Below are 25,950 nucleotides of genomic sequence, written 5' to 3'. Positions count from 1 at the left end.
AGAAGGACATGACATGAAGGCAAGTTTCATCATCCTGCTGGCGGCGCTCGCCGGCGGCAGCGTGCAGGCGCAGCACATGCAGCACCCGGGCCATGGCGCCGCGCCACGGCCCTACGCCGGCATGCAGGACCGCGAGATCAAGGCCCTGTCCGCCGAGGAGCGCGCTGCGCTGCTGGAGGGCCAGGGCATGGGCCTGGCGCTGGCGGCGGAGCTCAATGGCTATCCGGGTCCGGTGCACGTGCTGGAACTCGCCGACGCCCTGCAGCTCACCGGCGAGCAGCGCCATGCCACGCAGCAGCTGATGCAGGCCCACAAGGCCGAGGCGCGGGAGCTCGGCGCGCAGGTGCTCGCGGCGGAAGGCGAGCTGGACCGCGGCTTTGCCGGGCGGCGCATCGACGATGCGGAGATCGCGCGGCTGACCGCGCGCATCGGCGAGCTGCAGGCCCGCCTGCGCGCCGCGCACCTGCGCACGCACCTGAAGCAGGCCGCCCTGCTCACGCCCCAGCAGGTTGCGAAGTACCAGCAGCTCCGCGGCTACACCGCGGCGGCCGCGGGCGCGGAAGGAAAACGCTGATGCGGAGGCTCGCCATTGCCCTCGCCCTGCTCGCCGTCTTCGCTGCGCCCGCCTGGAGCCACGGCGACGGATCGGCCAAAGGCCCGTCGCACGTCGTCAAGGAACAGAAGCCCTGGGGCATCGCCGGCGACGCGAAGGGCGCGCGCACCATCACCCTGCGCATGGGTGACGACATGCGTTTCGTTCCGGACCGCATCACGGTGCGCGAAGGCGAGACCGTGCGCTTCGCCGTGCGCAACGGCGGCAAGCTCCTGCACGAGATGGTGATCGGCAGCCCCGGCGAACTGCAGGAACATGCCGCGCTGATGAAGAAATTCCCGACGATGGAACACGACGAGCCGTACATGACGCACGTCAAGGCTTCGCACCGCGGCGAGATCGTGTGGAACTTCAACCGTCCCGGCACGTTCCAATTCGCATGCCTCGTCCCCGGCCATTTCGAAGCGGGGATGGTTGGAACCATCGTGGTCGAACCGGCCGCCTCCCAAGGAAAGAAACCATGAACATCCCTTCGACCCGCCGCGGCGTGCTCCTCGCGCTGGGCGCCGTGCCCCTCCTGTCCTTCGCCCAACAAGGAACCAAGGTCCTCGTCGAGGTGTGGAAGGACCCGGACTGCGGCTGCTGCAAGGACTGGGTGAAGCACCTGGAGGACAACGGATTCACCGTGAAGGTCACGCATGGCGGCAACAGCCAGATGCGCAGCCGCCTGGGCATTCCCGGCAAGCTCGGCTCCTGCCACACCGCGCTGGTGGGCGGCTATGCGGTGGAGGGCCACGTGCCCGCGAAGGACATCCGCCGGCTGCTGAAGGACAAGCCGCAGGCCATCGGCCTGGCGGTGCCCGGCATGCCGGTCGGCTCCCCCGGCATGGACGATCCCGTCTATGGCGGCCGGCGCGATCCCTACGACGTGTTGCTGCTCACCCGCACCGGCGAGACCAAGGTCTACGCCTCGTACAACAAGGCATGATGCCGCCCCTGAGGAATTGCAGACGATGATGAAACGTGCATTCGCCGCCCTGCTGGCCACCGGCCTGGCGGTTTCCGCCTACGCGCAGGCCACGATGACCGAGGGCGAGGTCCGCAAGGTCGACAAGCCCCGGGGCAAGATCACGCTGAAGCACGGCGAGATCAAGAACCTGGACATGCCGCCCATGACCATGGTGTTCGGCGTGCGCGACAAGGCCCTGCTGGACAAGGTCAAGGCCGGCGACAAGGTGAAGTTCACGGCCGACAAGGACGCCGCGGGCGACCTGATCGTCACGGCGGTCGAAGCGCAGAAGTAGGCGGCGCCCCGCGGACCGCCGTCGCGCATCGGCGCGCGAAGCTCGCGCGCCGATGCCCTTCAGAGATCGACCGCCTGCAGGTGTTCCGGCACGCGGCAGGGCCAGCGGTGCTGTTCCTCGATCGCCTGGCGCAGGCTGTCCGCCGCCACGGGTTCGCCGTGGGTGACGAACACCTGCCGCGGCGCGCGCGGCAGCTTGCCGATCCAGCGCAGCAGTTCGTTGCGGTCGGCATGCGCCGACAGCGACCCCAGGTTCACCACCTCGGCCCGCACCGGCACATGTTCGCCGTGGATCTTGATTTCGCGCGCGCCCGCGACCAGCGCGGCGCCGCGCGTGCCAGCCGCCTGGTAGCCCGCCAGCAGGATGGTGTTGCGGCGGTCGGGCGCGAAGGCTTTCAGGTGGTGGACCACGCGGCCGCCGGTGGCCATCCCGCTGGCCGACACGATCACCGCGGGGAAGCGCAGCGCGTTCAGCTTCTGCGATTCCTCCACGCTGTTGATCACGCGTGCCGTCTGGCACATCAGGCGGCAATGCTCCGCGTCCAGCCGGTGTTCGCCGCCATGCCGGTGGTAGATCTCGGTGACGTCGGCCGCCATCGGGCTGTTGAGGAACACCGGCAGGTCCGGGATGCGGCGCTGCTGCTTCAGGCTGCCGAGCAGGTACAGCAGCGCCTGCGCGCGGCCGACGGCGAACGCCGGCACCACGACCACGCCGCCGCGCGCCGCGGTGCGGTTGACCGTCTCCGCCAGCAGCGTCGCCGGATCCTCCTGCTCGTGGAGGCGGTCGCCGTAGGTCGATTCGATCACCACGTGGTCGGCCGCGGGGGGTGGCTCCGGCGGCCGCATCAGGATGTCCTCGTCGCGACCCAGGTCGCCGGAGAACAGCAGCGAGCCGCCGTCCCAGCGCACGAGCAAGCTCGCGGCGCCCAGGATGTGGCCGGCGCGGCTGAAGCGCAGCTGCAGTCCCGGCACCGGCTCGAAGTCGACGCCGTAGTCCCGGGCCCGGAACAGCTTGAGGGCCTTGCGGGCGTCCTCCTCCGTGTACAACGGCAGTGCCGGCTGGTGCTTGGAGAAGCCATGCCGGTTGGCGTAGAAGGCATCCTCTTCCTGCAGGTGACCGGAATCGGGCAGCAGCAGCGCCGCCAGCTCGCGCGTGGCCCCGGTGCTGTCCACGGGGCCGTGGAAGCCGTCGCGTGCCAGCGCGGGCAGGTAGCCGCTGTGGTCGATGTGCGCATGCGTCAGCACGACCGCGTCGATCGCCCGCGGCTGCAGCGGCAGGCGATCCCAGTTGCGCAGCCGCAGCTGCTTGAGGCCCTGGAACAGCCCGCAGTCCACCAGCACGCGGTGGTCCCCGTGCTCCAGCAGGTACTTCGAACCGGTCACGGTGCCGGCGGCGCCCAGGAAGGTCAGTCGCATGCGTGCTCCTCTTGGTTCATTGCCCCCGCCCGCTGCGGCATCGCGCCGCCGGCGAGCGATGGTCTCCACTCTAGGCGCGAGCGCCCTCCGCCTGCTTGACGGCCGTCAAGCGCACCCCGGGCCTCAGGCGAAGCGCGGCGCCAACGCCGCCGCTGCTACTGCCAGCACGGCCAGGTAGGCCCCCAGCACGCGCCGCCCCACGGCCGTGCCCCCGATCGCCCACGCCATGGCGGCCTTCACCACCATGTTGGCAGCCACCGCGAGCACCACGGCGGTCATCGCCACGGTCGCCGACACCTCGCCCTGCGCGGCCATCTGCAGGTTGGACACGAGCGGCGCGTCCACGTCGGCCAGTCCGGAGACGAAACCCACGGCGTACACGCCGGCGTCGCCCAGGGCTTCCTTGGCCGCGCGGGCAAGCACCGCCACCAGCCCCAGCAGCAGCCCGAAGCCGAGGGCCGTGGGCAGGTCGAACAGGCGTCCCTGCGTGCTGACGCCCGCACCAGAACCGTCGCTGCGGCTGCGCCAAAGCACCCAGGTCGCGGCGAAGCAGACGCATGCCAGCAGCAGCAGCGGCCCGGCCATGGCCAGCGCCAGTCGCGGCTGCAGCAGCGCGGCCACCACCGCCATGCGCACGAACATCACGCCCGAGGAGCCGACGATGCCGGCGGCGGCGGGCGTGGCGAGCGCGGGCTGCGCGCGCGCCGAACGCGACAGCGCCAGCGTCGCCGCGGTGGAGGAAGCCAGTCCGCCCACCAGGCCGCTCCACAGCAGTCCCTGTTGCGCACCGCGCCAGCGCGCCGCGACGTGGCCTCCGAGCGAGAGGCCCGCGATCAGGATCACCGCGAGCCACAGGCGGAAGGGATTGAGCGCGCCGTAGGGGCCGTAGCCGGCGTCGGGCAGCAGCGGCAGGACCGCCGCCGTGACGACACCGAGCTGCAGGATGGCAGTGAGTTCGGCCGGATGGATGCGGCGGATGCCCTGGTGCAGCTCGCCCTTCATGCCCAGGAGCAAGGCGACCACGGCGCCGGTCCCGACGGCCAGCACCACGTGGCCAGCGGTCGCGAGGGCTCCGAGCCCGAAGGTGACCAGCGCCGCGACCGCGCTGGTGATGCTGAGCGTGCCGGTCGCCGAGGACGCCCGGCCGAAGGACACGGCGAACAGCACGGCCACGCCGGCCAGGCCCACGGCCAGCGGCAACGGCGACGCCTCGAAGAGGTTGAGCACGCCGCCCAGCAGGCCGATCAGCGCGAAGGTGCGCAGCCCGGCGACACGGCCGCCCTCGGGCCGGTCGCGGTCCTGCCAGCCGCGCTCCAGCCCGACCAGCAGCCCGACGGCCAGGGCCGCACCGAGTTCACCCGCGGCCTGCAGCAGGTCCAAGGCTAGGCCACCCCGTGGGGTGCGGTCGTGGCGGATGTGGCGCCGCCCGTGGACGGTGCGGCGGGCCGCGGCGACGTGCTGCGCGCCGTGGCGCTCATCGCCCGGCCGATGGCCGCCGGCGGGAAGGCTGGAGTCGCCAGGATGGGCAGTCCCCAGGCCACTGCGGTGGCCGCGAGGACGCGGAAGACGGCGATGCGCATGACGCTCCCCTGTGTTCGAGTTCTTGTGGCCGACCAGTGTAGGCAGCACGGCCACCGCACTGTTGACTTCGCGCAAGCGCGGCCGCCATGCCGGCGACGCCGTGTAACCGAAGGGGATCACGGGTAAGCGTGTGCACGGCTGGGGACCGCTCGCCACCCGGTTTCCTAGACTGGGACCTGCATCGGGAGCGACCCATGTCACGTGAAAAGTACGAGGACTACCAGGACTGCATCGCCGCCTGCCACGCCTGCGTGGTGGCCTGCAACCACTGCGCCGCCTCCTGCCTGCAGGAGCCCCACGTGGAGCACATGGTTCGCTGCATCGCGCTGGACAGCGACTGCGCGCAGGCCTGCCAGATGGCCATCTCGTACATGGCCGGCGGCAGCGACTTCGTCCCCGCACTGTGCCGCCTGTGCGCGGAAATCTGCGCAGCCTGCGCCGCCGAATGCGGCCAACACGACATGGACCATTGCCAGCAGTGCGCCGAAGCCTGCCGCCGCTGCGCCGAGGCCTGCGCGGCGATCGCCCGCTGAGCCCGTCCGCTCAGTTCCAGTACGCCTCGGACACGTAGCGCCGCAGCATGCGGTGGCTGTTGAAGTAGGAGGCGTTGCGGGCGATCGTGGACTTCAGGATGCCGGCCCACCGAGAGCCGCCCTCTTGGAAAGCGGGCAGGATGGTGTGCTCCAGCTTGTCGTACAGGGACAGCGCGTGCTGATCCGGGTCGGTGTCGCCGTCGTCGCCGATCGCCCAGCCGGTCGCGCCTTCGTCGCAGCCTTCCAGCCACCAGCCGTCCAGCACGCTGAGGCTGGGAACGCCGTTCAAGGCGGCCTTCATCCCGCTGGTGCCCGAGGCCTCCAGCGGCGGACGCGGCGTGTTGAGCCACAGGTCCACGCCGGCGACGACCCGTCGCGCCACCTCCAGCCGGTAATCCGGCAGGAACACCACCGGCAGCGCGCTGCCCAGTTCACTCGCCCAGGCATGCAGGCTGGCGATGTGGCGCTTGCCCGGCTCGTCCTGCGGATGCGCCTTGCCGGCGACGATCACCTGGAAGGGATGGCGCCGTGCGATGGCGCGCAGCCGGTCGAGGTCGGAGAACAGCAGGCCCGGGCGCTTGTAGTCGGTCATGCGGCGGGCGAAGCCGACGGTGAAGCGATCGGCAGCCAGCGCGCGCGCCCCCGGCGACGCCGCGATGGACTGCTGCAGTTCCTCCTTCGCCTGCGCGTGCGCGTGCACGATCTCGCCGTCGGGAATGCGCAGCGCGCGCACCAGCAGTTCGGGCTCGTGGCACCAGCCAGGGATGTAGCGGTCGAACAGCGCCTGCATCGGCCCGCAGGTCCAGCGCATCGCATGGACGCCGTTGGTGATCGCGTGCAGGACGTAGCCCGGGAACAGCACGCGCGAGACTTCGGCATGGCGCTGCGCCACGCCGTTCACCCAGCCGCACAGCGCGAGCGCCAGGCAGGTGAGGTTCAGGCGCTCCGGCCCGCCGAGGGTGTGCAGCACCCGCGCGTCGACCAGCCCCGCGAGCCACTGCTCGGCGAGGCCGTAGCCATACTGGTCGTGCCCGGCCTCCACCGGCGTGTGGGTGGTGAACACGCAGCGCCGGCGCACCGCCGCCACGGCCTCCTGCAGCGCGGGGCCTTGCGCGTCGCCCGCGCCGCGCAGCCGCAGCAGCTCCAGCGTCAGCAGCGCGGAGTGGCCTTCGTTCAGGTGGTATTTCTGGATGCGCAGTCCCAGCGCATCGAGCATGCGCACGCCGCCGACACCGAGCACGATCTCCTGGCGCAGGCGATAGGTCGCGTCTCCCCCGTAAAGGAAGTGGGTCAGCGTCCGGTCGTCCTCGCGGTTCTCCGGCAGGTCGGTGTCCAGCAGGATCACGGGCACTGCCGGGAACTGCTCGCAGTGGCTGGGCACGTCGTACTGCCAGGCGCCGACCCACACCTCGTGGTCGCCGATGCGCACGGCGACCTTGCACGCCAGCCGCTGCGCCCGCGCGGCCGGATCCCAGGGCTCGGGCTGCTCGACCTGGCGGCCGTCGACGATCTGCTGGCGGAAGTAGCCGAAGCGGCTCACCAGCGTGACCGCCACCATGGGCACGCCCAGGTCGGCCGCGCTGCGCATCATGTCGCCCGCCAGCACGCCCAGCCCGCCGCTGTAGGTGGGGATGCCCTCTTCCAGCGCGATCTCCATCGAGAAGTACGCGATGCGCGGTCGGGGCGGGAGCGGGACGGCCATGGCGGTGGCGGTGGCGGTGGCGGAAACGGTTCCGGGAATGATGCTCCTTCAAACGATCGCGTGGGCGGCAGCGCAACGCAAGGCGGCACTTCGGCGGCCGATGGGGCCGCGTTCCGTCGCCGCGCCGCAGGGGCACGCAATAATCGCCGCATGCGCTCCTCCATCACCGACGTCGGCGGCATCTCCGTCGGCCACTTCACCGACAGCCGCCGGCCCACCGGTTGCACCGTGGTACTGGCTCCGGCGGGCGCGGTGGGCGCGGTCGACGTGCGCGGCGCCGCCCCCGGCACCCGCGAGACCGACCTGCTGGCGCTGGACAACGTGGTGGAACAGGTGCATGCCGTGCTGCTGGCGGGCGGCAGCGCCTTCGGCCTGGACGCGGCGGGCGGCGTGATGCGCTGGCTGGACGAACAGGGGGCAGGTCTCGCGGTCGGGCCCGCGCGGGTGCCCATCGTGCCGGCGGCGGTGCTGTTCGACCTGCCACTGGGCGATGCGCGCATCCGGCCCGATGCCGAAGCGGGCTATGCGGCGTGCCAGGCCGCGTCCAACCAGATGCCGGAGGAAGGCTGCGTGGGCGCCGGCGCCGGGGCGGTGATCGGCAAGATCTTCGGCTTTCATCGCGCCATGAAGGGCGGCATCGGCACCGCCTCGGTGACGGTGGACGGCGTGACCGTCGGTGCGATCGTCGCCTGCAATGCGCTGGGCGACGTGATCGATCCCGACACGGCGCAGGTGCTCGCCGGCGCGCGCACGGAGGACGGCCGCCGCCTGCGCGACACGCGCCAGGCCTTGCTGCAGGGCGAGCTGCCCCGGCCCATCCTGGCGGGCAGCAACACCACGATCGGCGTGATCGCCACCGATGCGGTGCTCACCAAGATGCAGGCCGCGCGGCTCGCGCTGCAGGGACACGACGGGCTGGCGCGCGCGATCAATCCGGTGCACACGCTGTCCGACGGCGACACCCTGTTCGCGCTGGCCACCGGCGCCAGCGGCCGCAGCCTCGGCATGATGACGCTGGGCACCATGGCCGCCGAATCCTGTGCCCGCGCCGTCGTGCGTGCCGTGCGCGCAGCGCGCGGCCTCACCCTGGGTGACCTGCACCTGCCGGCCGCCGGCGAGCTCGCATGAAACCGGTGAAGATCTTGCGCCACACCCTCCTGTCCGTCCGCGACATCCTGATTTCCGGCGGCCCGGTGCTGCTGCTCGCCGTCGGCCTGCTCGCGCTGGCCTACTGGTGGCTGAACCCCAATCCGCCCAAGCGGGTGACCCTGGCCACCGGCGCGCCGCAGAGCGCCTACGAGGAGTTCGGCAAGCGCTACCAGCAGGCGCTCAAGCGCTACAACATCGAGGTGGTGCTGGTGCCCAGCGAAGGCTCGCCGGCCAACCTGCGGCTGCTGCGCGCCGGGCGCGCCGACCTGGCCTTCGTGCAGGGGGGCAGTTCGGATCGCGCCGCCAACGAGGAGAGCGGCATCGAAAGCCTGGGCAGCCTGTTCCTGGAGCCGCTGTGGCTGTTCTACCGCGCCGACGCGGCGAAGAACCTGCCGGGCGGCACCCTCTCCTCGCTCACGCAGCTGCAGGACCTGCGGGTCAACGTGGGCGCGCGCGGCAGCGGCTCGCCGGGCATCATGCGGCGCCTGCTGGAAGCCAACAAGATGGATCCGGCGCAACTGAAGCTGTCGCGGCTGGACCAGACCGCGGCAACGGTGGCCTTCCTCAACGGCGAACTCGACGCGATCGTGTTCGCCTCGGCACCCGAGTCGCTGATGGTGCAGATGCTGCTGCAGACGCCCGGCGTGAAGCTGATGGACTTCAGCCAGAGCGAGGCCTATTCGCGCCGCCTGCGCTTCCTCACGCCGGTGGTGCTGCCGCGCGGCGTGGTGGACCTGGCGAGCGACCTGCCGCCGCAGGACGTGCGGCTGGTGTCCACCACCACCTCGTTGCTGGCGCGCGAGGACACGCATCCGGCGCTGCTGCAGCTGTTCACGCAGGCCGCGCGGGACCTGCACGGCCCGGCGGGCTGGTTCAACAAGGCGGGCAGCTTTCCCAACATGGCCAGCACCGAGTACCCGGTGGCGCCGGAGGCGGAGCGCGCCATCCGCGCCGGCCAGCCCTTCCTGCAGCGCTGGCTGCCCTTCTGGCTGGCCAACCTGGTGGAGCGCATGTGGCTCGCGCTGGGCATCATCCTGGCCTTCCTGCTGCCGCTGTCGCGGGTCGTGCCGCCCCTGTACCAGTTCCGCATCCGCTCGCGCGTGTTCCGCTGGTACGGCCAGCTGCGCGACATCGAGGAACGCCTGCAGGCGCGCCCCGAGGACGCACCGGAGCTCGCGCGCGAGCTGGACACCCTGGACGACCGGGTCGGCCGCATCACGGTGCCCCTGTCGTATGCCGAGGAGCTCTACGCGCTGCGCAACAACATCGACGCCGTGCGGCGCCGGGCGCTGCACGAAGGGTCCTGAGGTCGGTCCAGGCGATCCGGCGCTGCGTTCGTGTCCTGCCCCAGCCGTTTCGCGCAAAAAAAGGCCGGCGGGCTGCTAAGCCGGCCGGCCTGGGCGCAGGGCGGATTCACTCAGCCGCCACGGCCCTGAAACGAGGCGGTCACCACTCCGGGGCGGCCGATGCGGTCCTTCACCTGCCGCAGCTGGCCTTCGAGCTCGGCCGCCTGCAAGGCGCCCAGGCGGGCGTTCGCGATGTGCCGGCGGGTCTCCACCGGGAGGGTCTCGGTGTTCTTGCCGTTCCACTCGCTGCGGCCCTTGCTGGACAGGTTGTAGTAGATCGAGACGCCTTCGCGCAGCTTGATGGCACGCTGTTCCGGCGTGAGGTCGAGGTCGGCGATGCGCTTGGCGCTCCAGACGGCCGCGTCCTTCAGGTGCATGGCCGCGGCGTGCACGGCCTGCACGGGATCGGTGGGATCGGTCAGGCCGATGGCCTTGGCGGTGGCGGGTTCGAACTGCGCGATGCCCAGGTTGGGCGTGCCGTCCTTGCTGGCGCCCAGGCGCGGGATCCACGAGGTCTCGGCATTGATGATGCCGTACACGTCACGGTAGCTCAGCCCCACTTCTTCCAGGCCCGCGCGCTTGGCGGCGGAACGCACCAGCAGCAGGCGCGACTGCGGATCCGGCGTCTTCAGGACGTTGCCGGCATAGCGCACCGGCAGCCAGGTCAGTTTCTGGCGCAGCTGCTCGTAGTAGTTGTCGACCTTGAAGTTGAAGGGCGACACGGCCGCCGCCTGCGGGGAAGGGGCCAGGGCAATCTGGGGCTGCGGCACGACCTCGGTCACCCTGCCGGCCTGCAGCCGCTGAGCCAGCGTGTCGGACGCAGGCGCCGGAACGTGGCCCATCGACCCCGTGACGCCGACGGCCACCAGGCCGGCCAGCATCAAGGCGTTGTGAACGGAAGCCACGTGCGAAGCGATGCGCTCTTTCATCCCTGAGGTCCCCTGCTTGAAATTGCGAACAAGTCCTACAGAGCGCGAGGTGTCAGCGGAAGTTCGTGCTGTTACAGCATCCCGTCCTACATCGGCGTCAGACGTGAAAAACTCATGTGCTCCGGAACGATGAGCCAGGTGTTTGCGTGAATATTCACGGGGCGCCGAGGGCAGTGCGGATGGCTCGGCAGCGGTCGTTCGTCAGGCTTGGCAGGCTTGGCAGGCACTTTGTATACATGTATAAATGCATCCATGCCTGCCTCATCCATGACCCAGACGACGTCCTCCGCGGTCACGCAACTGCTCAGGCAGTCGCTTGATCGCGGCCGCTGGGCTTCGGGCGCGCCGCTGCGCCAGGAGGAGATCGCGGCAGAGCTTGGCGTCAGCCGCGTTCCCGTGCGCGAGGCGCTGTTCCAGCTGCAGGCGGAGGGCCTGTTGCGGATGGTTCCGAACAAGGGCATGTACGTGCGCACGGCCAGCGCCGCCGACCTGCGCGAATGGTTCCGCCTGCGCCGGCTGATCGAAAGCGACGTGCTGGAAGAGGCGGTGCCCCTGCACACTCCGGCGACGATCAACCGGGCTGAGACGGTGCAGGCCGCGCTAGACAAGGCGCAGGCGGTGGACGACTGGATCGCGGGCGATCGCGAGTTCCACGAGGCGCTCTATGCCCCGGCGCAGCGCCCCGAGTCGCTGGCGATCGTGCGCCGCCTGCGCTTCCTGGTGGACCGTTTCTATTTCGCGAAGATGAAGCCCGGCACGCGGGCGCACGGCTGGGCCGACGAGCACCATGCGCTGGTGCGCGCGGTGCGAAGGCGCGATGCGAAGGGGGCCGTCAAGGTGCTGCAGGCGCACCTGGCCGCCACCGAGCGCAGCGCGCTCGCGGCGCTGGCGAAGGGCTGAAGGAGCACACCATGGCCACGTACGGATGCAGCGTCGAATGGTCGCGCGGCGATGCCGCATTCAGCGACCTGCAGTACAGCCGCGCGCACACCTGGCGCTTCGACGGCGGCGCCGTGGTGCGCGGCTCCAGTTCTCCGCACTCGGTGCGGGTGCCCTTCTCGGATCCCGGCGCCGTGGATCCGGAAGAGGCGCTGGTCGCGGCCGTGTCCAGCTGCCACATGCTCTGGTTCCTGTCGCTGGCGGCCGAGGAGGGTTACGTGATCGACAGCTACAGCGACAGCGCCCGGGCGAGCATGGGCCGCTTCCCGGACGGCCGGCGCGGCCTGACCGAGATCGTGCTGCGGCCGCTGGTGGTGGTGTCGGGGGGCAGGACGCCCGACGATGCCGCTCTCGACGCCCTGCACCATGCCGCGCACGCCCGTTGCGACATCGGCAACTCGGTCCGCGGCGAGGTGCGCGTGCAGGGAAGCTGGCGCATGGCCGGCGCCGGGGCCAGCTGAGTGGCGCGCGGCGGTCGCCAGCACTACCACGTGTACGTGGTGGAACTGGACGACCGGGTCTGGAACAACGCGCGCTTTCGCCGCTGCAATCCCGACTACCGGCTCGGCATGCCCTTCGTCTACGTGGGCATGACGGGACTCGACCCGGACCTGCGCTTCGACCGCCACAAGGCGGGCATCCAGTCCAACAGCTTCGTGCAGGACCACGGCGTGCGGCTGCGGCCGGACCTCTATGCCATCTACAACCCCATGCCCTATCGCGCCGCCTGCGAGATGGAGGTGGAACTGGGCATCGCCCTGCGGGAGAAGGGCTACGGGGTGTGGCAGGCCTAGTTCGGCGCGTGGCGATCAGGCGTCCGGCGCCGCCGGCGGCGGCGCCACGAAACGCTGCAGCAGCGGCCCCACGATGTCCAGAGGCAAGGGAAAGACGATGGTGGAGTTCTTGTCCGCCGCGATGACGGTCAGGGTTTCGAGGTAGCGCAATTGCAGGGCCTGCGGCTGCTTCGCCAGGATCTCCGCGGCTTCCGCAAGCTTGTGCGAGGCCTGCAGCTCGCCCTCGGCATGGATCACTTTGGCGCGGCGTTCCCGCTCCGCCTCCGCCTGCCGGGCGATGGCGCGGATCATGGTGTCGTTCAGGTCGACATGCTTGATCTCCACGTTGGTCACCTTGATGCCCCAGGCATCGGTCTGCGCGTCCAGGATCTTCTGCACGTCCAGGTTCAGGCGCTCGCGTTCGGACAGCATCTCGTCGAGTTCATGCTTGCCCAGTACCGCCCGCAGCGTCGTCTGCGCCAGCTGGCTGGTCGCCTCGAGGAAGTGCTCCACCTGGATGATGGCGCGCTCCGGATCCACCACGCGGAAGTACAGCACGGCGCTCACCTTCACCGAGACGTTGTCGCGCGAGATCACGTCCTGGCTGGGGATGTCCATCACCACCACGCGCAGGCCCACCCGCACCATCTGCTGGATGCCCGGGATCAGGATCACCAGGCCGGGTCCCTTGACCTTCCAGAAGCGGCCGAGCTGGAACACGACGCCGCGCTCGTATTCGCGCAGGATGCGCAAGGCCGACATCGCGAACAAGATCGCCAGCAGCAGCAGCGCGCCGAAACCGAGGCCTCCAACCATGTCGTTCTCCTTGTGTTGCCGGCCGCTTCAGGCGGCCACCACTTCCAGCGTGCCGTCGTGCCGCGAGGTCACCCGCACCCGGTCTCCCGCCTGCAACTGCTGCGGGCCGCGCACTTTCCAGTGTTCGCCCTGCACCAGGGCCCAGCCCTGGCCGCCCGCGTACTCCAGCAGTTCGCCGGCGGCCCCCACGAGCGTCTGCGCGCCGGTGCGCACCGGCCTGTTGCGGGCGCGGGCCGCCATGCTCGCCAGCAGCAGCAGGAAGCCGGCGGAGGCCAGCGCCAGCAGCCCGACCAGGGGCAGCGGCACGCCCCAGCCGGGCGAGTCAGTGTCGATCAGCATCATGGCGCCGAAGGCGAAGGCGATCACGCCGCCCAGCCCCAGCACGCCAAAGCTGGGCATGAAGGCCTCCGCCACCAGGAAGGCCACGCCCAGCAGGATCAGGCTCAGCCCCACGTAATTCACCGGCAGCATCTGCAGGGCGAACAGCGCCAGCAGCAGGCAGATCGCGCCGACCACGCCCGGCGCCACCATGCCCGGATTGCTGAACTCGAAGACCAGGCCGTAGATGCCGATCATCATCAGCAACAGCGCCAGGCTGGGATTGGCGATGGTCGACAGCACCCGGCTGCGCCAGTCCTCCTCGAAGGGCACGACCGGCGCGGCGCGCGTCTGCAGCCGCCGCACGCCGGACTGCAGGCGCACCTCGCGGCCATCCAGTTGCTGCAGCAGATCGGGCAGGTCGCGCGCGACCACGTCGACCACCCGCAGCTGCAGCGCCTCGCTCGCCGACAGGCTCACGGCCTCGCGCACCGCGCGTTCCGCCCACTCGGCATTGCGCCCGCGCAGCTGCGCCAGGCTGCGGATGTACGCGGCCGCATCGCCGATGCGCTTGGCTGTCATCGCGTCGCCCGGATCCGCTGCTGCGCTCGCGCCGGCGCCCGAGGCCGGCTTGGCCGGCGGCAGCGGGTTGGCGGGCTGGCCGCCGCCCGGCATGCCGATGGCCACCGGTGTTGCCGCGCCGAGATTGCTGGCCGGCGTCATCGCCGCCACGTGGCTGGCATAGAGGATGTAGGTGCCGGCACTGGCCGCGCGCGCGCCACCGGGCGCGACGAAGGTGGCCACCGGCACGGTCGCGGCCAGGATGTCCTTGATCATGCTGCGCATGGCCTGGTCGAGCCCGCCGGGGGTGTCGATCTGCAGGACGAGCAACTGCGCCTGCTGCTGGCTCGCGGCCGCCAGCCCGCGGCGCAGGTAGTCCGCGGTTGCCGGCCCGATCGCGCCGTCCACCTGCAGCACCAGCACCGGGGCGCTGGTGACAACGTCGCTCCGGGCCCAAGGCATGGCAAGCACCAGGGCCAGCAGACAGACCAGGCGGCACGCTGCGCAGCGCATGCAGGGAGTCTAGGCCGTGTGCCGCCGCCGTCAACAGCGGCCCTGCCAGCTCTCGCAGCCTGCCCGCCGCAGCATCGCGGCGCGAGCGCGGTGCGGGCCCGATTCCCCGATGAGGAAAGGCCCGCGGAAGCGGGCCTCTCGGGCGGGAGGTGGCCCGGCTCAGTGGTCCATGGGCCCGTGGCTCGGGTGCGAGAACCTGTAGACGCTGTCGTCGGCGGGGCCGCTGACTTGCAGCACGGCGCCGGCGCCCTTGGCCACGCGGGACAGCGCATGGTCGACCATCAGGTACTTGCCGGGGTATTGCACCTTGAAATCGACGATGGTCGCGCCGCCGGCCGGCACCAGCGTGGTCTGCACATTCTCCTTGACGGTGTTGGTGGCGCCTTCGCTGTACACCTTGTCGAAGATCTCGCCGATCACGTGGAACGACGACACCTTGTTGGGCCCGCCGACGCCGAAGTACACGCGCACCGTCTCGCCCGCCTTGGCGGTCATCTGGTGCTCCTTGGTGAGCGCGCCCACGGCCCCGTTGAACAGGTAGTAGGTGGGCAGTTCGTCCGCAGCCTTCTCGGGGCTGTACGCGTGGTGGCCCTTGGTGCCGAAGGCGTGGTCCGTGTACAGATCGCCCTGCATCACGTAGAACTCCTTGTCGACCTTCGGCAGGCCCTTCTCCGGCTCGACCAGGATGAGCCCGTACATGCCGGCCGAGATGTGGTGCGCCACCGAGGGCGTGGCGCAGTGGTAGACGTAGAGGCCGGGGTTGAGCGCCTTGAAGGTGATGGTCTTGGTCTCGCCGGGCGCCACTTGCGTGTGTTCGCCGCCACCGAGGCCGCCGGTCACCGCGTGCAGGTCGATGGAGTGCACCGCCTTGCTGTTCGCGTTGTTCGTGAGCTTGACTTCCACCGTGTCGCCCTTCTTCACGCGCAGCATGGGACCGGGCACCTTGCGGCCGAACGTCCAGTAGGTGAAGGTCGTGCCGTCGTCCAGCTTGCCCTCGAGCTCCACGGTTTCGATGGCGTACTTCACGAGCTGCGGCGCGCGCGCGCCGAGCGGCTTCGGCACGGCGTTCGGGTCCTGCGACACGCTCACCGCATTGGCGGCGGCCGGCGCGATCGGCGCGGCGGTCGAGGCGCCGAGGATCGCGGTGGCCTTGGCAGCGGGCCTGGCGGCAGCGGACGCATCCGCCGGGCCGGTCACTTCCAGCACGCCTTCCATGCCGATCTGGCGATGGCCCGGGATGGAGCAGTAGTAGCTGAACTTGCCGGACTGGGTGAGCTTGAGCGTCACCGTCACGGGGCCGCTCTTGCCGGTGAACTTGGGCGACTTCACGTCGAGTTCCGGGAACACGATGTCGTGCTCGGCCCCTTCGCCGCTGGACACTGTGAGCACGATGGTGTCGCCCACCTTGCCGCGCAGGACGGGGTTCGCATGGCCCTGGTCGTCCAGGTACACCATCTTGCCGCCGGACATGCCGGTCTTCAGCGCGACCTTCTGCACCGCCTGGGCGGTTGCGGCGGGCGTGGCGGCGGCGGCGACGGCCTGCTGCTTGGCGATAGCGGTCGCGCCGACGGAGCCGATGAAGGGCGACGCTGCGAACAGCAGCGCGACGGCGAACGGGACGGGTGCAATGGCACGGTGGAACATCTTGGCTACCTGCTTTCTTTTCATCTTTCGCGGGCACGGTCCCCGCGGGACCAACGAGCTCTGGGCTGTTGAAAAGAATGTAGGTTCGTGCCGTCGGTGCGGTTTTGATGCAGCGCAATGCAAAGGTGCATCTCATTTGCACCTTTGATCTGGATCAGGTCAGCCGGGCTTGCCGTCGACGCGCGCACGCGTCAACACCGTCCAGTACGTGACGAAATAGAGGGCGAATCCGGCCGACCAAAGCAGTGCCGAGGCGAGCACCGCATGGACCGTCCAGCCCGGAACGGCGAGCGGGACCAGCACCCGCACGAAGGCGGCGAATGCGACGAGCCCGTAGCAGGCCACGTCGGTAACGCCGGCGCGCAGTGGCCGCCCGGTGTGGCCGCGCGCGGTGCGGGTCATCATGCCGATGACCAGGCCGCCGACCGCGCCCACGGTGAGCGCGTGCGTCGCCGCCGAGGGAAGGATCCAGCCTGCGGCCGCCAGCGCGCGCAGCGCCAGGTGCGCGGGGATCCAGGCGTAGGCCAGGTGCAGCACCCACACGAGCGGTTTGCGCAGCGTCGCCCACGGGCGCCAGAGAAGCCAGCGCACTGCGTGCAGCAAGGCCGCCGCCGTTGCGATGGCGCCGACGGCCCAGGCCGAGGCCTGCAGGACGTCGGCCGCGAGCAGCAGCAGCACGGCGCCGAGGGCGCCCTTCTCCACCCACGGATTGCGCTGCGCGTTGGTGCCCGGCACGCCGTTGATCGTGAACATGGGAATGACGCGGCCTCCCATCACGCAGATGATGAACAGCACCACGTCCAGGGCGATCCCGATCCCGGCCCAGGCCGGCACGCTCAGCACGCCCATCTGCCCCAGGTGCACCACCAGCGTGGCCGCCGACAGCAGGAGCAGCAGCGCGACGAAGAAGTAGTTGCGCCGCGTGCCGGCCCGGTAGAACGGGATGCCGAGCGCCACGGCGGCGGCCAGCGGGAACGCCGCATTCACCAGGGCGGAAAGCCAGCCGTAGGGCGTGAGCACCAGGACGCGCGCGGCCAGCCACAGCGCCGCCAGCGCCGCCAGCCGGCCCCCGGTCGGGGTGGGGAGCCCGGTCCAGTTGCGGCCCGCGGTGAACAGGAAACCGACGATCACCGCCAGCACGAAGCCGAACAGCATCTCGTGCGCGTGCCACAGCGGCCCCGGCAGATAGGGCGCGGCCAGGTACCCGTTGAACTGCAGCGCCCACAACAGGATCGACAGCGCCGCGAATCCGCTGGCCAGCAGGTAGAAGGGGCGGAAACCGAGTTGCCACAGGGCGAAGCCCTGGGGCGGGGGCGGCGCCGGCTCCTCGATCGGAAGGAAGGTGGTCATGGAGACTTTCTGGATGGAGCGGCGCCGCCGTGCCGGCGGCGCCACGCGATGGCAGCGCCGGCCATCGTGAGGGCGAACAGAGCGAGGGCCAGCGCATTGCCTGCGGCGCCGTGCGCACGCCAGCGGAGATCGAAGAAGCCGGCCGCCAGCCGCAGCGCCAGCGACAGGTGCAGCACCGCCAGCGGCAGGTAGAACATCGGCCCGTACTGCACCTTGATGCGCGTGACGGCAGGGAGGATCACGGGCGCGTGGCCCATGATCATGCTGACGACGAAGCCGAGACCCAGCGCGTGCAGTGCGGTGTCGCGGGCGGGAAAGCCGAGCGCGGTCGCTGCCCAGGCCACGCCCCCCACGGCGAGCCACGCGTATCCGCCCAGCAGGCACACCGCCATGTAGCGCGAGAGTCCGTCGGCGCGCACCGTGCGGCGTGCGATGTCGAAAGCGAACAGCCACAGCGCCAGCGCGAACAGCGACAGGCCGAACAACACGCCGCCCACGCGGGCCGACAACGAGGAAGCGGCCGCGCCCAGCACCAGCAGCGCCAGGATCGCGAGCAGCGCCGGCTGCGCCCCGGGGCGGCGGCGCATCAGACGCGTCATCTCCAGCCGCTCGGCGGCGATGGTCATCACCAGGAAGGCGAACCACCAGGGAAGCACCGCCACGGCATTGGCGCCCAGCGCGAACAGCACGTTGCCGACGAACCAGGCGGCCGCGCTCACGAGGAGCAGCCCGGTGTGGCTGGCGCGCTGGCGGTGCAACAGCAGGATGTTGACCGCGATGAAGACGGCACCGGCGGCGGCCAGCAGCCAGGCCGCGACCGCATCGGCTCCCCGCAGCAGGGTCAGCGCCGCGAAGCCGCATGCCAGAGGTGTGGCCCATGCAAACCGGCGCTTGGCCGCGACGGCGCGCTCGATGGACACCACCGTGCCCAGGAAGCCGCACATCATCAGCGCGGCATGCGCCAGCGCGGCGCGGCCGAGCCAGGGCGCGTCGGGACTGGCGACCGCCAGCCCCAGACGAAAAAGCCCGCCGGCGATGCCGGCGAGCAGCGAAGAAGCGACACAGGCAACGAGCAGCGCGCCGACCAGGCGGCGCGTGCTCACCAGCCCATGAAGCTGCGGGCTTTGGCGCTCAGGCGCTGCTGCGTCCATGGCGGTTCCCAGACCAGTTCGACGTGGATCTTCAGGTCCGGCGGCAGCGCCTTGTCCAGCGCGTCCTCCACGTCCTCGACGATGATGTCCGTCACCGGGCAGGCTGCGGAAGTCATGGTCAGGTCCACGTCCAGGCGGCCGTCGGCCACCTTCACGCCGTAGACCAGCCCGACGTCGACGATGTTCATCGCCACTTCGGGATCGACCACGCTCTCCAGCGCCTGGACGACGATGAGCAGCAATTCCGGCGGTCCGGTGTAGGGGAAGCGTTGTTCGCTCATGCCGGGCCCCCGGGACGTTGTGCGCCCTTGGGCTGCGCGTGGAGGTCGATGAACAGCATGCGGGCGAGCTGGTTGCGGTTGTTCACCAGGTCTTCCACGGTGTAGCGGTCCAGCACGGCGTAGAAGGCGGTGACCGCCTCGCCCAGCACGCCGCGCAGGCGGCAGTTGGGGGCGATGTGGCAGTCGCCGCCGGACTCGCCGAAGCATTCCGCCACCGCGTCCCCGCCTTCGGCGGCGCGCACCACCTGGCCGACACGGATCTTCTGCGGCAGTTCGCCCAGCTCCAGCCCGCCGCCCTTGCCGCGCACGTTGGCCAGCCAGCCCTGCTTGCCGAGGAAGTGCACCACCTTCACCAGGTGGTTCTCCGACACGTCGAAGGCCTGCGCGACCTGCGCGATGGTCGCGCGCTGTCCCGGCTGCACGGCCAGGTAGATCAGCACGCGCAGGCTGTAGTCGGTGAAAGTGGTGAGCTTCATGGCTTTTGAACCTTAATGGCCGGCAGGGGCCGGCCATTGACCAGGATCAGCTTCGTGCCGGAAGCTCCCCGCCGGTCGTCACCCTCTGCCGGGCCTTGCCGCCGCCCAGCAGCCGCAGGGCATAGAGGGCCAGGAACAAGGCGCCGATGGCGAACAGGATGTCGCCGGGGACGCGCAGCCACACCAGGGTTTCCATCACGCCGGAGTGGATGATCTCCGGCGAGCGGGCGTACCACAGGCCCTTGGTGATGCTGGCGTAGGCCTGGTAGATGCCGGCGGGCAGCAGCGACAGGAACACCATCATGGCCAGGCCGATGTTCAGGCCCCAGTAGGCGGGCTTGAGCAGGCTGTCGGCGTGCAGGTTGCGGGCATACAGGCCGCGCAGGCAGAACAGCATCAGGCCGATGCCCAGCATGCCGTACACACCGAAGAGCGCGGCGTGGCCGTGGGCGGCGGTCATGTTCAGGCCCTGCACGTAGTACAGCGAGGCGGGCGGGTTGATGGCGAAGCCGAGCAGGCCGGCACCGACGGTGTTCCAGAAGCCGACGGCCACGAAGCACAGCACCGGCCACTTGTACGCGGCGAGCCACGGCGTGCCTTGCGAACGCTTCCAGGTCTGCAGGGCTTCCAGGCCGATCAGCGTCAGCGGCACGACTTCCAGCGCGGAGAACACGGCGCCGACGGCGATGATGGACGTGGGCGTGCCGGTCCAGTACAGGTGGTGCAGCGTGCCCAGGATGCCGCCGAACAGGAACACGATGGTCTCTGCCACGATGGCGCGGTTGGCGCTGGAGGCGCGCACCAGGCCCAGCTTGGTGAAGATCAGCGCGATCACGGCGGTGGCGAACACTTCGAAGAAGCCTTCCACCCACAGGTGGACCAGCCACCAGCGCCAGTATTCGACCATCGAGTAGTGGGTGTTCTGGCCCCACACCAGCGAGGTCGCGTAGAAGCCGCCGATGCAGGTGGCCGACAGGAACACCATGGCGATCAGGCCGCGGGACTCCGAAGGCGTCTTGAGCGCCGGCCACAGGGCTCGGCCGAGCAGCACGGCCCACAGCAGCAGGCCGACGAACAGCAGGATCTGCCAGACGCGGCCCATGGAGGTGAATTCCAGGCCCTGGTTGCCGAGCCAGAAGCTGAAGTCGGTGCCGTTGCGTTGCAGCGTGCCGAGCCAGCCGCAGGCGGTGGAGCCGACGACGATCACCAGCAGTGCGTAGAACAGGAAATCGGCGCCGAGCTTCTGGAACTTCGGCTCCTTGCCTCCCAGCAGCGGCGCGATGTACAGGCCCGTGGCCAGCCAGGCGGTGGCGATCCAGAAGATGCCGACCTGGGTGTGCGCGGTGCGGCTCACCACGTAGGGGAGCACCTCGGCAAGCGGAATGCCGAAGAAGGACTGCCCCTCCACCGCGTAGTGCGCGGTGACGACGCCCATCACGATCTGCAGCAGCATCAGGCCGATCACGACGAAGAAGTACTTGCGCGTGGCCAGCATCGACGGCGTGGCCTTGACGCCCAGCAGCGGGTCGGACTTGGGCGGGACGGCTTCCTCTTCGTGCTTGCCGGCGCCGTGCAGCCACAGCATGGCGGCGATCGCGGCCAGGAGAAGGATGACGGAGGCCATCGACCACATGGCGGCCGAGGTCGTCATGGTGTTGCCCACCAGCGGCTCGTGCGGCCAGTTGCTGGTGTAGGACAGGCCCGTTTCCTCGGGACGGTCGGTGGCGGCGGCCCAGGCGCTCCAGAAGAAGAACGCGGTGAGCGCCTCGCGATCGGCCTTCGTCTGCACCAGGCCTTCGCTCATCGCGTACTGGTCGCGCAGCTTGGCGAGCGACGGGTCGTTGCCGAACAGGCTTGCGTAGTGATCGGCCGTCTGCCGGATCGCCTGCGCACGCAGCTCGCTCACGGTCACCTTGCCGGTGGCCGCGTCGTACGTGTTGCGGCGCATCTCGTCCTTCAGGGCGCCGGCGACGGCGCCCTGCTCGGTGGCCGTCAGCGCGGACGCATCCTTGGCGATCGTCTTGGCGCGCAGGGTCTGCAGCGCCGTGGCTTCACGGTGCAGCCAGTCGGCCGACCAGTCCGGCGCGACGTAGGCGCCGTGGCCCCAGACGCTACCCTGCTGCTGGCCGCCGCTGGCGAGCCAGACCTGCTGGCCGCGCTGGACCTGTTCACCGGTGAACAGGACCTGGCCGCCGCTGGTGACGACCGCGCTGGGAATCGGGGGGGCCGTCAGGTAGATCTGCCAGCCGAGGTAACCGAGGAGGCCGAAGGACAGCACGAAGATCAGTGCCAGCCAGCGCCAGAGGGGATTGTTGCTTCTCATGATGGTGTTTCCTGCTTGGATCCGTAGGTGCGCGTTCAGCCTCCGCAGCCGCCGCCGCAGCAGCTGCCGGCGCTGTCCGCGGCCGGTGCGTCCTGGGTGCGGGTGATGGCGACACGCCAGAGGTCCGGGCCGTTTTCCAGGTAGTCCCAGGTGAACTGCCCGGGCATCTGGGCGTTGAACTGGTAGTACAGCGGGCGCGGATCGTGGTCGTTGACCAGCTCCAGGGCCTGGCCGGCGGCCAGGCCGCTGAAGGTGGAAAAGATGAGGGGATGGCGGTCGCGCGGCGCGATGGTGCGCACGTCGATGCGGGATGCGGTCATGGTCATGCGGACTCCTCTTTGCTTAAAGGTGTATTTGGAATGCACCTATTGTTCGAGGACCCGTCCCGAGGGGGTTTGACGCAGATCAAGGTTCGGCGCCGCAGCGGGCGCGGTGACGGACGCGGGCGCGCCGCGGACGCCTCAGGCGCTGGAGCTGTTGCGCCAGGCCGCGCGGGCGACGGCGTCGAGGGCGCCTTCCACCACGGGGTGCGCGGACACCAGGCGCAGGCTGCCCTGCGCCATCATGGAATGGAGCTTGCGGCGTGTCATCGAGCGGGTGGCGCCGCTCGCGTGCGCGAACATGAACAGCAGCCCGTGCGGGCTGGCCCAGGTGAGCTGCCAGCGCTCCCAGCCGGCGCCGAGCAGATCCACGTAGGCGCCGATCTCCAGCTCCGGCGGGGGCAGCGTATCGTGCTCCGATGGCGGGGCGTCGATCGGCCGGGCCGATTCCGGCACGAAGCCGGACTCGTGCATCTCCAGTGGCGCCAGCCAGGTGTTCACCTTGTCCGGCAGCGGTTCCGGCTCGGCCTCGGAGGCACGCAGCGCAGTGCCGGTCGCCGAGGACAGTGCCAGGTCGCGCAACGCCGACAGCAGGTTCTGCCAGCGGTCCGTGTCGGCCGGCAGGTGGTCGATGCTGGCCAGGCCGGCATCGATGCGCTCGACCAGCGCGCGCTGGTGCGCCGCGACGCGCGCGGCCAGCGCGGGTTGCACGCTCCAGAGCACCGTCCGCACCACCCAGCCGCAACCACCGGGGTCTTCGGCGCCGGTGGTGTCCATCAGGCGGGCCTGCGCCATCACCTGGGTCCATGGCCCCGTCAGGAACGCCAGGGCCTCGCGGGGCGCCTGGGCGGCATCGGGACGTTCCAGGATCTGGCGCGCCAGGCGCTCGGCCAGCAGGTTGCGCTGCTCGGCGCGCATCAGGGCCCGTACCGCCCGCTCGCGGTTGCGCCGCGTGCGCGGCTGCGCTTCGTCCCAGGCTTCCTGCAGCGCCGACACGGCGATCTCGAAGTTCTCGGGGCCGCCGCCACCGGCATCCAGCAGCGCTTCGGTCGCCTGCTGCAGTCCTTCCATGAAGCCTGCGAAACCGGGCTCGTCCGCCGAGCTCCACGCCAGGCTGCGCTGCGTGATCTGCTCCAGCAGCTGCCGGGCCGGATGGTTGCGATCGCTGAAGAAGCGCGGGTCCCCCAGCGCCAGGCGCAGCAGCGGCGGCTCGAGGTCCCGCACGACGTCCCGAACGGCCGGCAACAGGCGCGGGTCCTCCGCGAGGTTGTCGACCAGCAGGTGCACGACTTCCAGTCCCAGGGCCTGCGCCGGACGCCTGGCCTCGTCGCGCAGGGCCGCGCGGAAGGCCGCCAGGCTGTCGCGCCCCCGCCCGGGCATCGCGGCCTGGCGCTGGCGCAGCTGCAGCAACAGCTGGTCCACCTTGCGCATGTCCTGCACCATCTCCAGCGCCGCCGGCAAGGTATGCGAGAAGTCGCTCTCGCCGAAGACGGCCACGGCTTCCTCGCCGTCCCCGGCATCGCCGGCCAGCAGCTTGCGCAGTTCGCGGATCGTCAGTTGCGTCGCGCGCGCCGCCGCGTCCTGCGGCGCCACCGCGTCCAGGTCGATGTCGGGCGTGACCGCGACGGCGGGCTGCAGGCGCAGTGCCACCGCGTCGTAGGCCTGCGCGAGATCGGGCGCCATCAGCGGCGGCAGGTAGCGAATCCAGCGACGGCGGACCGCGGGCGCCACGGGGCTCTGCCGCACCAGCCGGTAGACGCTGCGCACGTACACCTCGGGGCGCAGGGGATGGCGGTGCGGCCCGCCGGCGGGCGTGAGTTCGGCCGCCGCGAGCAGCGCTTCCAGCCGGGCGAGCTGCGGGCGGACCGCCGCTTCGAGTTCGTGCGCGGCGCGAACCAGGTCCGCGTTGTCCTGCAGCTGATCGTCGCCGAGCAGCGGCAGCGCATCGAAACCGAGGTTGGGTGCGCGGCCGCCGGCGATCGCGTGCGCGAACTCGGCGAGCAGCGCCTGCGGGAAGGAAACGGTCAGCACCTGCTGCTGGTCCTTCAGCACGCCGATCGCCTCCAGCAGCAGGCCGCGGTCCACCACGTCGGCGATGCGCGCCGCGGTGGCCGGCAGATCGCGCAGCGCCCGCGCCAGCGTGGCCTGCATCAGGCCGGCGCCGGCGGCGGCGGCGTCCTTGATGCAGGCACGGTAGAGCGACTGGTACTGCGGTTGCTGCGAGTCGCCGCGCATGGCGGCCCGTCTCCTCGGTTTACTTCAGGGCTTTATAGCGCACGCGGTGGGGTCTTGCACCTTCCTCGCCCAGGCGCTTGCGCTTGTCGGCTTCGTATTCCTGGTAGTTGCCGTCGAAGAAGACCCACTTGCCTTCGTCTTCCGCCGCCAGGATGTGCGTGGCGATCCGGTCCAGGAACCAGCGATCGTGGCTGATCACCATGACGCTGCCGGCGAACTCCAGCAGCGCGTCTTCCAGCGCCCGCAGGGTTTCCACGTCGAGGTCGTTGGAAGGTTCGTCCAGCAGCAGCACGTTGCCGCCCTGCAGCAGGGTCTTGGCCAGGTGGAGCCGGCCGCGCTCGCCGCCGGAGAGCATGCCCACCTTCTTCTGCTGGTCGCCGCCGTTGAAGTTGAAGCGGCCGCAGTAGGCGCGGCTGGCCATCTGGAACTTGCCGATGTTGATGATGTCGAGGCCGCCGGAGACGTCCTCCCACACGGTCTTGTCGTTCGCCAGTTCGTCGCGGTGCTGGTCGACGAAGGCCATCTGCACCGTCTTGCCGACCTTCACCTCGCCCGCATCGGGTTTCTCCTTGCCGGAGATCATCTTGAACAGTGTCGACTTGCCGGCGCCGTTGGGTCCGATGATGCCGACGATGGCACCCGCGGGCACCTTGAAGCTCAGGTTGTCGATGAGCATGCGGTCGCCAAAGGACTTGCTGACGTTCACGAACTCGATCACCTCGTGGCCCAGGCGCTCGCCCACCGGGATGAAGATCTCGTTGGTCTCGTTGCGCTTCTGGTATTCGTAGTCGGACAGCTCCTCGAAGCGGGCCAGGCGCGCCTTGCTCTTGGCCTGCCGGCCCTTCGGATTCGAGCGCGCCCACTCCAGTTCCTTCTTCATGGCCTTGGTACGGGCGTCCTCGGTGCGCTGCTCGGTTTCCAGGCGCGCTTCCTTCTGCTCCAGCCAGGTGGAGTAGTTGCCCTTGTAGGGAATGCCACGGCCGCGGTCCAGCTCCAGGATCCACTCGGCCGCGTTGTCGAGGAAGTAGCGATCGTGGGTGATGCCGACCACGGTGCCGGGGAAACGGGCCAGGAACTGCTCCAGCCATTCGACGGATTCGGCGTCCAGGTGGTTGGTGGGTTCGTCGAGCAGCAGCATGTCCGGCTTGGACAGTAGCAGGCGGCACAATGCCACGCGGCGCTTCTCGCCGCCGGACAAGTTCTTGATCGTGGCTTCCCACGGCGGCAGGCGAAGCGCGTCGGCGGCGATCTCCAGCAGGTGCTCGCCGCCGCTCTCCGCGCCGGCGGCGGCAATGACCGCTTCCAGCTTCTGCTGCTCCTCGGACAGCTTTTCGAAGTCCGCGTCCGGTTCGGCGTAGGCCGCATAGACCTCCTCCAGCCGCGCCTTGGCATTCATCACCTCGCCCATGCCGCCTTCCACCGCCTCGCGCACGCTCTGCTCGGGGTCGAGCTGCGGCTCCTGCGGCAGGTATCCGATCTTCAGGCCCGGCATGGCGATGGCTTCGCCCTCGATCTCCGTGTCGATGCCCGCCATGATCTTCAGCAGCGTGGACTTGCCCGAACCGTTGAGGCCCAGCACGCCGATCTTGGCGCCGGGGAAAAAGCTGAGCGAGATGTCCTTCAAGATCTGCCGCTTGGGCGGCACGATCTTGCTGACGCGGTTCATGGTGTAGACGTACTGGGCCATAGGAGTTTTCAGCGGGAAACCGCCGATTATCCCGTATGACGAAATGCGGCT

At 70.1% G+C, this 25,950-nt stretch carries 26 protein-coding genes; 10 read left to right on the top strand and 16 right to left on the bottom strand.

Annotation, left to right across the window (positions count from 1 at the left end):
• Positions 1-13 precede the first annotated feature (13 nt).
• Genes AC1DSA_RS12100 through AC1DSA_RS12085 form a run of 4 tightly spaced genes read left to right on the top strand, consistent with a single transcriptional unit; the run spans position 14 to position 1,857 of the window.
• Positions 14-574 carry a Spy/CpxP family protein refolding chaperone gene (locus tag AC1DSA_RS12100; RefSeq protein WP_477889393.1) on the top strand — a complete coding sequence of 187 codons (561 nt, stop codon included), beginning with the start codon at positions 14-16 and terminating at the stop codon, positions 572-574.
• The gene (locus AC1DSA_RS12095) at positions 574-1,077 is read left to right on the top strand and encodes a cupredoxin domain-containing protein (RefSeq protein ID WP_477889391.1); all 504 of its coding nucleotides are present in this window, start codon (positions 574-576) and stop codon (positions 1,075-1,077) included. The genes AC1DSA_RS12100 and AC1DSA_RS12095 overlap by 1 nt, the downstream gene beginning before the upstream one ends.
• The gene (locus tag AC1DSA_RS12090; RefSeq protein ID WP_477889389.1) at positions 1,074-1,541 is read left to right on the top strand and encodes a DUF411 domain-containing protein; all 468 of its coding nucleotides are present in this window, start codon (positions 1,074-1,076) and stop codon (positions 1,539-1,541) included. The genes AC1DSA_RS12095 and AC1DSA_RS12090 overlap by 4 nt, the downstream gene beginning before the upstream one ends.
• Positions 1,542-1,569: 28 nt before the next feature.
• Positions 1,570-1,857, top strand: a complete 288-nt coding sequence (locus tag AC1DSA_RS12085) for a copper-binding protein (RefSeq protein ID WP_477889387.1) — start codon at positions 1,570-1,572, stop codon at positions 1,855-1,857.
• A gap of 59 nt (positions 1,858-1,916) precedes the next feature.
• Here AC1DSA_RS12085 and AC1DSA_RS12080 read toward each other — a convergent pair whose 3' ends face one another.
• The 3 genes from AC1DSA_RS12080 to AC1DSA_RS12070 form a co-directional block, all read right to left on the bottom strand.
• Positions 1,917-3,272 carry an MBL fold metallo-hydrolase RNA specificity domain-containing protein gene (locus AC1DSA_RS12080; RefSeq protein WP_477889385.1) on the bottom strand — a complete coding sequence of 452 codons (1,356 nt, stop codon included), beginning with the start codon at positions 3,270-3,272 and terminating at the stop codon, positions 1,917-1,919.
• A gap of 123 nt (positions 3,273-3,395) precedes the next feature.
• On the bottom strand, positions 3,396-4,652 hold the full coding sequence (locus tag AC1DSA_RS12075; RefSeq protein ID WP_477889383.1) for an MgtC/SapB family protein: 1,257 nt from the start codon (positions 4,650-4,652) through the stop codon (positions 3,396-3,398).
• Between the two features lie 2 nt (positions 4,653-4,654).
• The gene (locus tag AC1DSA_RS12070; protein WP_477889381.1) at positions 4,655-4,852 is read right to left on the bottom strand and encodes a hypothetical protein; all 198 of its coding nucleotides are present in this window, start codon (positions 4,850-4,852) and stop codon (positions 4,655-4,657) included.
• A 195-nt stretch (positions 4,853-5,047) separates the two neighbouring features.
• Here AC1DSA_RS12070 and AC1DSA_RS12065 point away from each other — a divergent pair, with 195 nt between their 5' ends.
• Positions 5,048-5,386 (top strand): four-helix bundle copper-binding protein, encoded by a 339-nt coding sequence (locus AC1DSA_RS12065; protein WP_477889379.1) that lies wholly within the window; start codon positions 5,048-5,050, stop codon positions 5,384-5,386.
• A 10-nt stretch (positions 5,387-5,396) separates the two neighbouring features.
• Here AC1DSA_RS12065 and glgP read toward each other — a convergent pair whose 3' ends face one another.
• Positions 5,397-7,088 (bottom strand): alpha-glucan family phosphorylase, encoded by a 1,692-nt coding sequence (gene glgP, locus AC1DSA_RS12060; RefSeq protein ID WP_477889377.1) that lies wholly within the window; start codon positions 7,086-7,088, stop codon positions 5,397-5,399.
• 150 nt (positions 7,089-7,238) lie between these two features.
• Between glgP and AC1DSA_RS12055 the strand changes: the two genes are divergently transcribed.
• The gene (locus AC1DSA_RS12055) at positions 7,239-8,216 is read left to right on the top strand and encodes a P1 family peptidase (protein ID WP_477889375.1); all 978 of its coding nucleotides are present in this window, start codon (positions 7,239-7,241) and stop codon (positions 8,214-8,216) included.
• The gene (locus AC1DSA_RS12050) at positions 8,213-9,544 is read left to right on the top strand and encodes a TAXI family TRAP transporter solute-binding subunit (protein WP_477889373.1); all 1,332 of its coding nucleotides are present in this window, start codon (positions 8,213-8,215) and stop codon (positions 9,542-9,544) included. Before AC1DSA_RS12055 ends, AC1DSA_RS12050 begins: the two co-directional genes overlap by 4 nt.
• A gap of 110 nt (positions 9,545-9,654) precedes the next feature.
• On the opposite strand, the gene AC1DSA_RS12045 is transcribed toward AC1DSA_RS12050, so the two are convergent.
• The gene (locus tag AC1DSA_RS12045; protein ID WP_477889371.1) at positions 9,655-10,512 is read right to left on the bottom strand and encodes a hypothetical protein; all 858 of its coding nucleotides are present in this window, start codon (positions 10,510-10,512) and stop codon (positions 9,655-9,657) included.
• A gap of 252 nt (positions 10,513-10,764) precedes the next feature.
• On the opposite strand from AC1DSA_RS12045, the gene AC1DSA_RS12040 reads away from it, so the two are divergent.
• The 3 genes from AC1DSA_RS12040 to AC1DSA_RS12030 are packed head-to-tail and all read left to right on the top strand — an operon-like array spanning position 10,765 to position 12,245.
• Positions 10,765-11,412 (top strand): GntR family transcriptional regulator, encoded by a 648-nt coding sequence (locus AC1DSA_RS12040; protein WP_477889369.1) that lies wholly within the window; start codon positions 10,765-10,767, stop codon positions 11,410-11,412.
• A gap of 11 nt (positions 11,413-11,423) precedes the next feature.
• Positions 11,424-11,912: an OsmC family protein gene (locus tag AC1DSA_RS12035; protein ID WP_477889367.1), complete on the top strand. Its 489-nt coding sequence runs from the start codon at positions 11,424-11,426 to the stop codon at positions 11,910-11,912.
• Positions 11,913-12,245 (top strand): hypothetical protein, encoded by a 333-nt coding sequence (locus tag AC1DSA_RS12030; RefSeq protein WP_477889365.1) that lies wholly within the window; start codon positions 11,913-11,915, stop codon positions 12,243-12,245.
• Between the two features lie 15 nt (positions 12,246-12,260).
• Here the strand turns inward: AC1DSA_RS12030 and AC1DSA_RS12025 are convergent, their stop codons facing one another.
• The 11 genes from AC1DSA_RS12025 to ettA all read right to left on the bottom strand — a co-directional run bounded on the left by AC1DSA_RS12025 (position 12,261) and on the right by ettA (position 25,899).
• Positions 12,261-13,040 (bottom strand): slipin family protein, encoded by a 780-nt coding sequence (locus AC1DSA_RS12025; RefSeq protein ID WP_477889363.1) that lies wholly within the window; start codon positions 13,038-13,040, stop codon positions 12,261-12,263.
• Between the two features lie 27 nt (positions 13,041-13,067).
• The gene (locus AC1DSA_RS12020) at positions 13,068-14,381 is read right to left on the bottom strand and encodes an NfeD family protein (RefSeq protein WP_477889361.1); all 1,314 of its coding nucleotides are present in this window, start codon (positions 14,379-14,381) and stop codon (positions 13,068-13,070) included.
• A gap of 210 nt (positions 14,382-14,591) precedes the next feature.
• The gene (gene nirK, locus AC1DSA_RS12015) at positions 14,592-16,076 is read right to left on the bottom strand and encodes a copper-containing nitrite reductase (RefSeq protein ID WP_477889359.1); all 1,485 of its coding nucleotides are present in this window, start codon (positions 16,074-16,076) and stop codon (positions 14,592-14,594) included.
• A 159-nt stretch (positions 16,077-16,235) separates the two neighbouring features.
• Entirely contained in the window at positions 16,236-17,426 is a 1,191-nt protein-coding gene (locus AC1DSA_RS12010; RefSeq protein WP_477889357.1) for an NnrS family protein, read from the bottom strand.
• Positions 17,423-18,529, bottom strand: a complete 1,107-nt coding sequence (locus AC1DSA_RS12005; RefSeq protein ID WP_477889355.1) for a hypothetical protein — start codon at positions 18,527-18,529, stop codon at positions 17,423-17,425. Before AC1DSA_RS12005 ends, AC1DSA_RS12010 begins: the two co-directional genes overlap by 4 nt.
• Positions 18,526-18,858: a metal-sulfur cluster assembly factor gene (locus AC1DSA_RS12000; protein ID WP_477889353.1), complete on the bottom strand. Its 333-nt coding sequence runs from the start codon at positions 18,856-18,858 to the stop codon at positions 18,526-18,528. Before AC1DSA_RS12000 ends, AC1DSA_RS12005 begins: the two co-directional genes overlap by 4 nt.
• Positions 18,855-19,334: an Rrf2 family transcriptional regulator gene (locus tag AC1DSA_RS11995; protein ID WP_477889351.1), complete on the bottom strand. Its 480-nt coding sequence runs from the start codon at positions 19,332-19,334 to the stop codon at positions 18,855-18,857. Before AC1DSA_RS11995 ends, AC1DSA_RS12000 begins: the two co-directional genes overlap by 4 nt.
• 46 nt (positions 19,335-19,380) lie before the next feature.
• Positions 19,381-21,657 carry a nitric-oxide reductase large subunit gene (locus tag AC1DSA_RS11990; RefSeq protein ID WP_477889349.1) on the bottom strand — a complete coding sequence of 759 codons (2,277 nt, stop codon included), beginning with the start codon at positions 21,655-21,657 and terminating at the stop codon, positions 19,381-19,383.
• A 35-nt stretch (positions 21,658-21,692) separates the two neighbouring features.
• Positions 21,693-21,983, bottom strand: a complete 291-nt coding sequence (locus AC1DSA_RS11985) for a DUF2249 domain-containing protein (RefSeq protein ID WP_477889347.1) — start codon at positions 21,981-21,983, stop codon at positions 21,693-21,695.
• Positions 21,984-22,118: 135 nt separating this feature from the next.
• Positions 22,119-24,212 carry a DUF1631 family protein gene (locus AC1DSA_RS11980; RefSeq protein WP_477889346.1) on the bottom strand — a complete coding sequence of 698 codons (2,094 nt, stop codon included), beginning with the start codon at positions 24,210-24,212 and terminating at the stop codon, positions 22,119-22,121.
• Positions 24,213-24,231: 19 nt separating this feature from the next.
• Entirely contained in the window at positions 24,232-25,899 is a 1,668-nt protein-coding gene (gene ettA, locus AC1DSA_RS11975) for an energy-dependent translational throttle protein EttA (protein ID WP_477889344.1), read from the bottom strand.
• Between the last annotated feature and the right edge of the window lie 51 nt (positions 25,900-25,950).

This window comes from Ramlibacter sp. P4_H7, assembly GCF_056400765.1.
This window is presented reverse-complemented; position numbering and strand designations above follow the sequence as displayed.

What these genes read in the sequence shown, in the direction of transcription:
- AC1DSA_RS12000 (WP_477889353.1), bottom strand. Translation starts at nt 18,858, where the DNA reads ATGAGCGAACAACGCTTCCCCTACACCGGACCGCCGGAATTGCTGCTC.
- AC1DSA_RS12100 (WP_477889393.1), top strand. Translation starts at nt 14, where the DNA reads ATGAAGGCAAGTTTCATCATCCTGCTGGCGGCGCTCGCCGGCGGCAGC.
- nirK (WP_477889359.1), bottom strand. Translation starts at nt 16,076, where the DNA reads ATGTTCCACCGTGCCATTGCACCCGTCCCGTTCGCCGTCGCGCTGCTG.
- AC1DSA_RS12090 (WP_477889389.1), top strand. Translation starts at nt 1,074, where the DNA reads ATGAACATCCCTTCGACCCGCCGCGGCGTGCTCCTCGCGCTGGGCGCC.
- AC1DSA_RS12020 (WP_477889361.1), bottom strand. Translation starts at nt 14,381, where the DNA reads ATGCCTTGGGCCCGGAGCGACGTTGTCACCAGCGCCCCGGTGCTGGTG.
- AC1DSA_RS12085 (WP_477889387.1), top strand. Translation starts at nt 1,570, where the DNA reads ATGAAACGTGCATTCGCCGCCCTGCTGGCCACCGGCCTGGCGGTTTCC.
- AC1DSA_RS12070 (WP_477889381.1), bottom strand. Translation starts at nt 4,852, where the DNA reads ATGCGCATCGCCGTCTTCCGCGTCCTCGCGGCCACCGCAGTGGCCTGG.
- AC1DSA_RS11985 (WP_477889347.1), bottom strand. Translation starts at nt 21,983, where the DNA reads ATGACCATGACCGCATCCCGCATCGACGTGCGCACCATCGCGCCGCGC.
- AC1DSA_RS11990 (WP_477889349.1), bottom strand. Translation starts at nt 21,657, where the DNA reads ATGAGAAGCAACAATCCCCTCTGGCGCTGGCTGGCACTGATCTTCGTG.
- AC1DSA_RS12055 (WP_477889375.1), top strand. Translation starts at nt 7,239, where the DNA reads ATGCGCTCCTCCATCACCGACGTCGGCGGCATCTCCGTCGGCCACTTC.
- AC1DSA_RS12050 (WP_477889373.1), top strand. Translation starts at nt 8,213, where the DNA reads ATGAAACCGGTGAAGATCTTGCGCCACACCCTCCTGTCCGTCCGCGAC.
- AC1DSA_RS12035 (WP_477889367.1), top strand. Translation starts at nt 11,424, where the DNA reads ATGGCCACGTACGGATGCAGCGTCGAATGGTCGCGCGGCGATGCCGCA.
- AC1DSA_RS12095 (WP_477889391.1), top strand. Translation starts at nt 574, where the DNA reads ATGCGGAGGCTCGCCATTGCCCTCGCCCTGCTCGCCGTCTTCGCTGCG.
- AC1DSA_RS12065 (WP_477889379.1), top strand. Translation starts at nt 5,048, where the DNA reads ATGTCACGTGAAAAGTACGAGGACTACCAGGACTGCATCGCCGCCTGC.
- AC1DSA_RS11980 (WP_477889346.1), bottom strand. Translation starts at nt 24,212, where the DNA reads ATGCGCGGCGACTCGCAGCAACCGCAGTACCAGTCGCTCTACCGTGCC.
- AC1DSA_RS12045 (WP_477889371.1), bottom strand. Translation starts at nt 10,512, where the DNA reads ATGAAAGAGCGCATCGCTTCGCACGTGGCTTCCGTTCACAACGCCTTG.
- ettA (WP_477889344.1), bottom strand. Translation starts at nt 25,899, where the DNA reads ATGGCCCAGTACGTCTACACCATGAACCGCGTCAGCAAGATCGTGCCG.
- AC1DSA_RS12080 (WP_477889385.1), bottom strand. Translation starts at nt 3,272, where the DNA reads ATGCGACTGACCTTCCTGGGCGCCGCCGGCACCGTGACCGGTTCGAAG.
- glgP (WP_477889377.1), bottom strand. Translation starts at nt 7,088, where the DNA reads ATGGCCGTCCCGCTCCCGCCCCGACCGCGCATCGCGTACTTCTCGATG.
- AC1DSA_RS12040 (WP_477889369.1), top strand. Translation starts at nt 10,765, where the DNA reads ATGCCTGCCTCATCCATGACCCAGACGACGTCCTCCGCGGTCACGCAA.
- AC1DSA_RS12010 (WP_477889357.1), bottom strand. Translation starts at nt 17,426, where the DNA reads ATGACCACCTTCCTTCCGATCGAGGAGCCGGCGCCGCCCCCGCCCCAG.
- AC1DSA_RS12025 (WP_477889363.1), bottom strand. Translation starts at nt 13,040, where the DNA reads ATGGTTGGAGGCCTCGGTTTCGGCGCGCTGCTGCTGCTGGCGATCTTG.
- AC1DSA_RS11995 (WP_477889351.1), bottom strand. Translation starts at nt 19,334, where the DNA reads ATGAAGCTCACCACTTTCACCGACTACAGCCTGCGCGTGCTGATCTAC.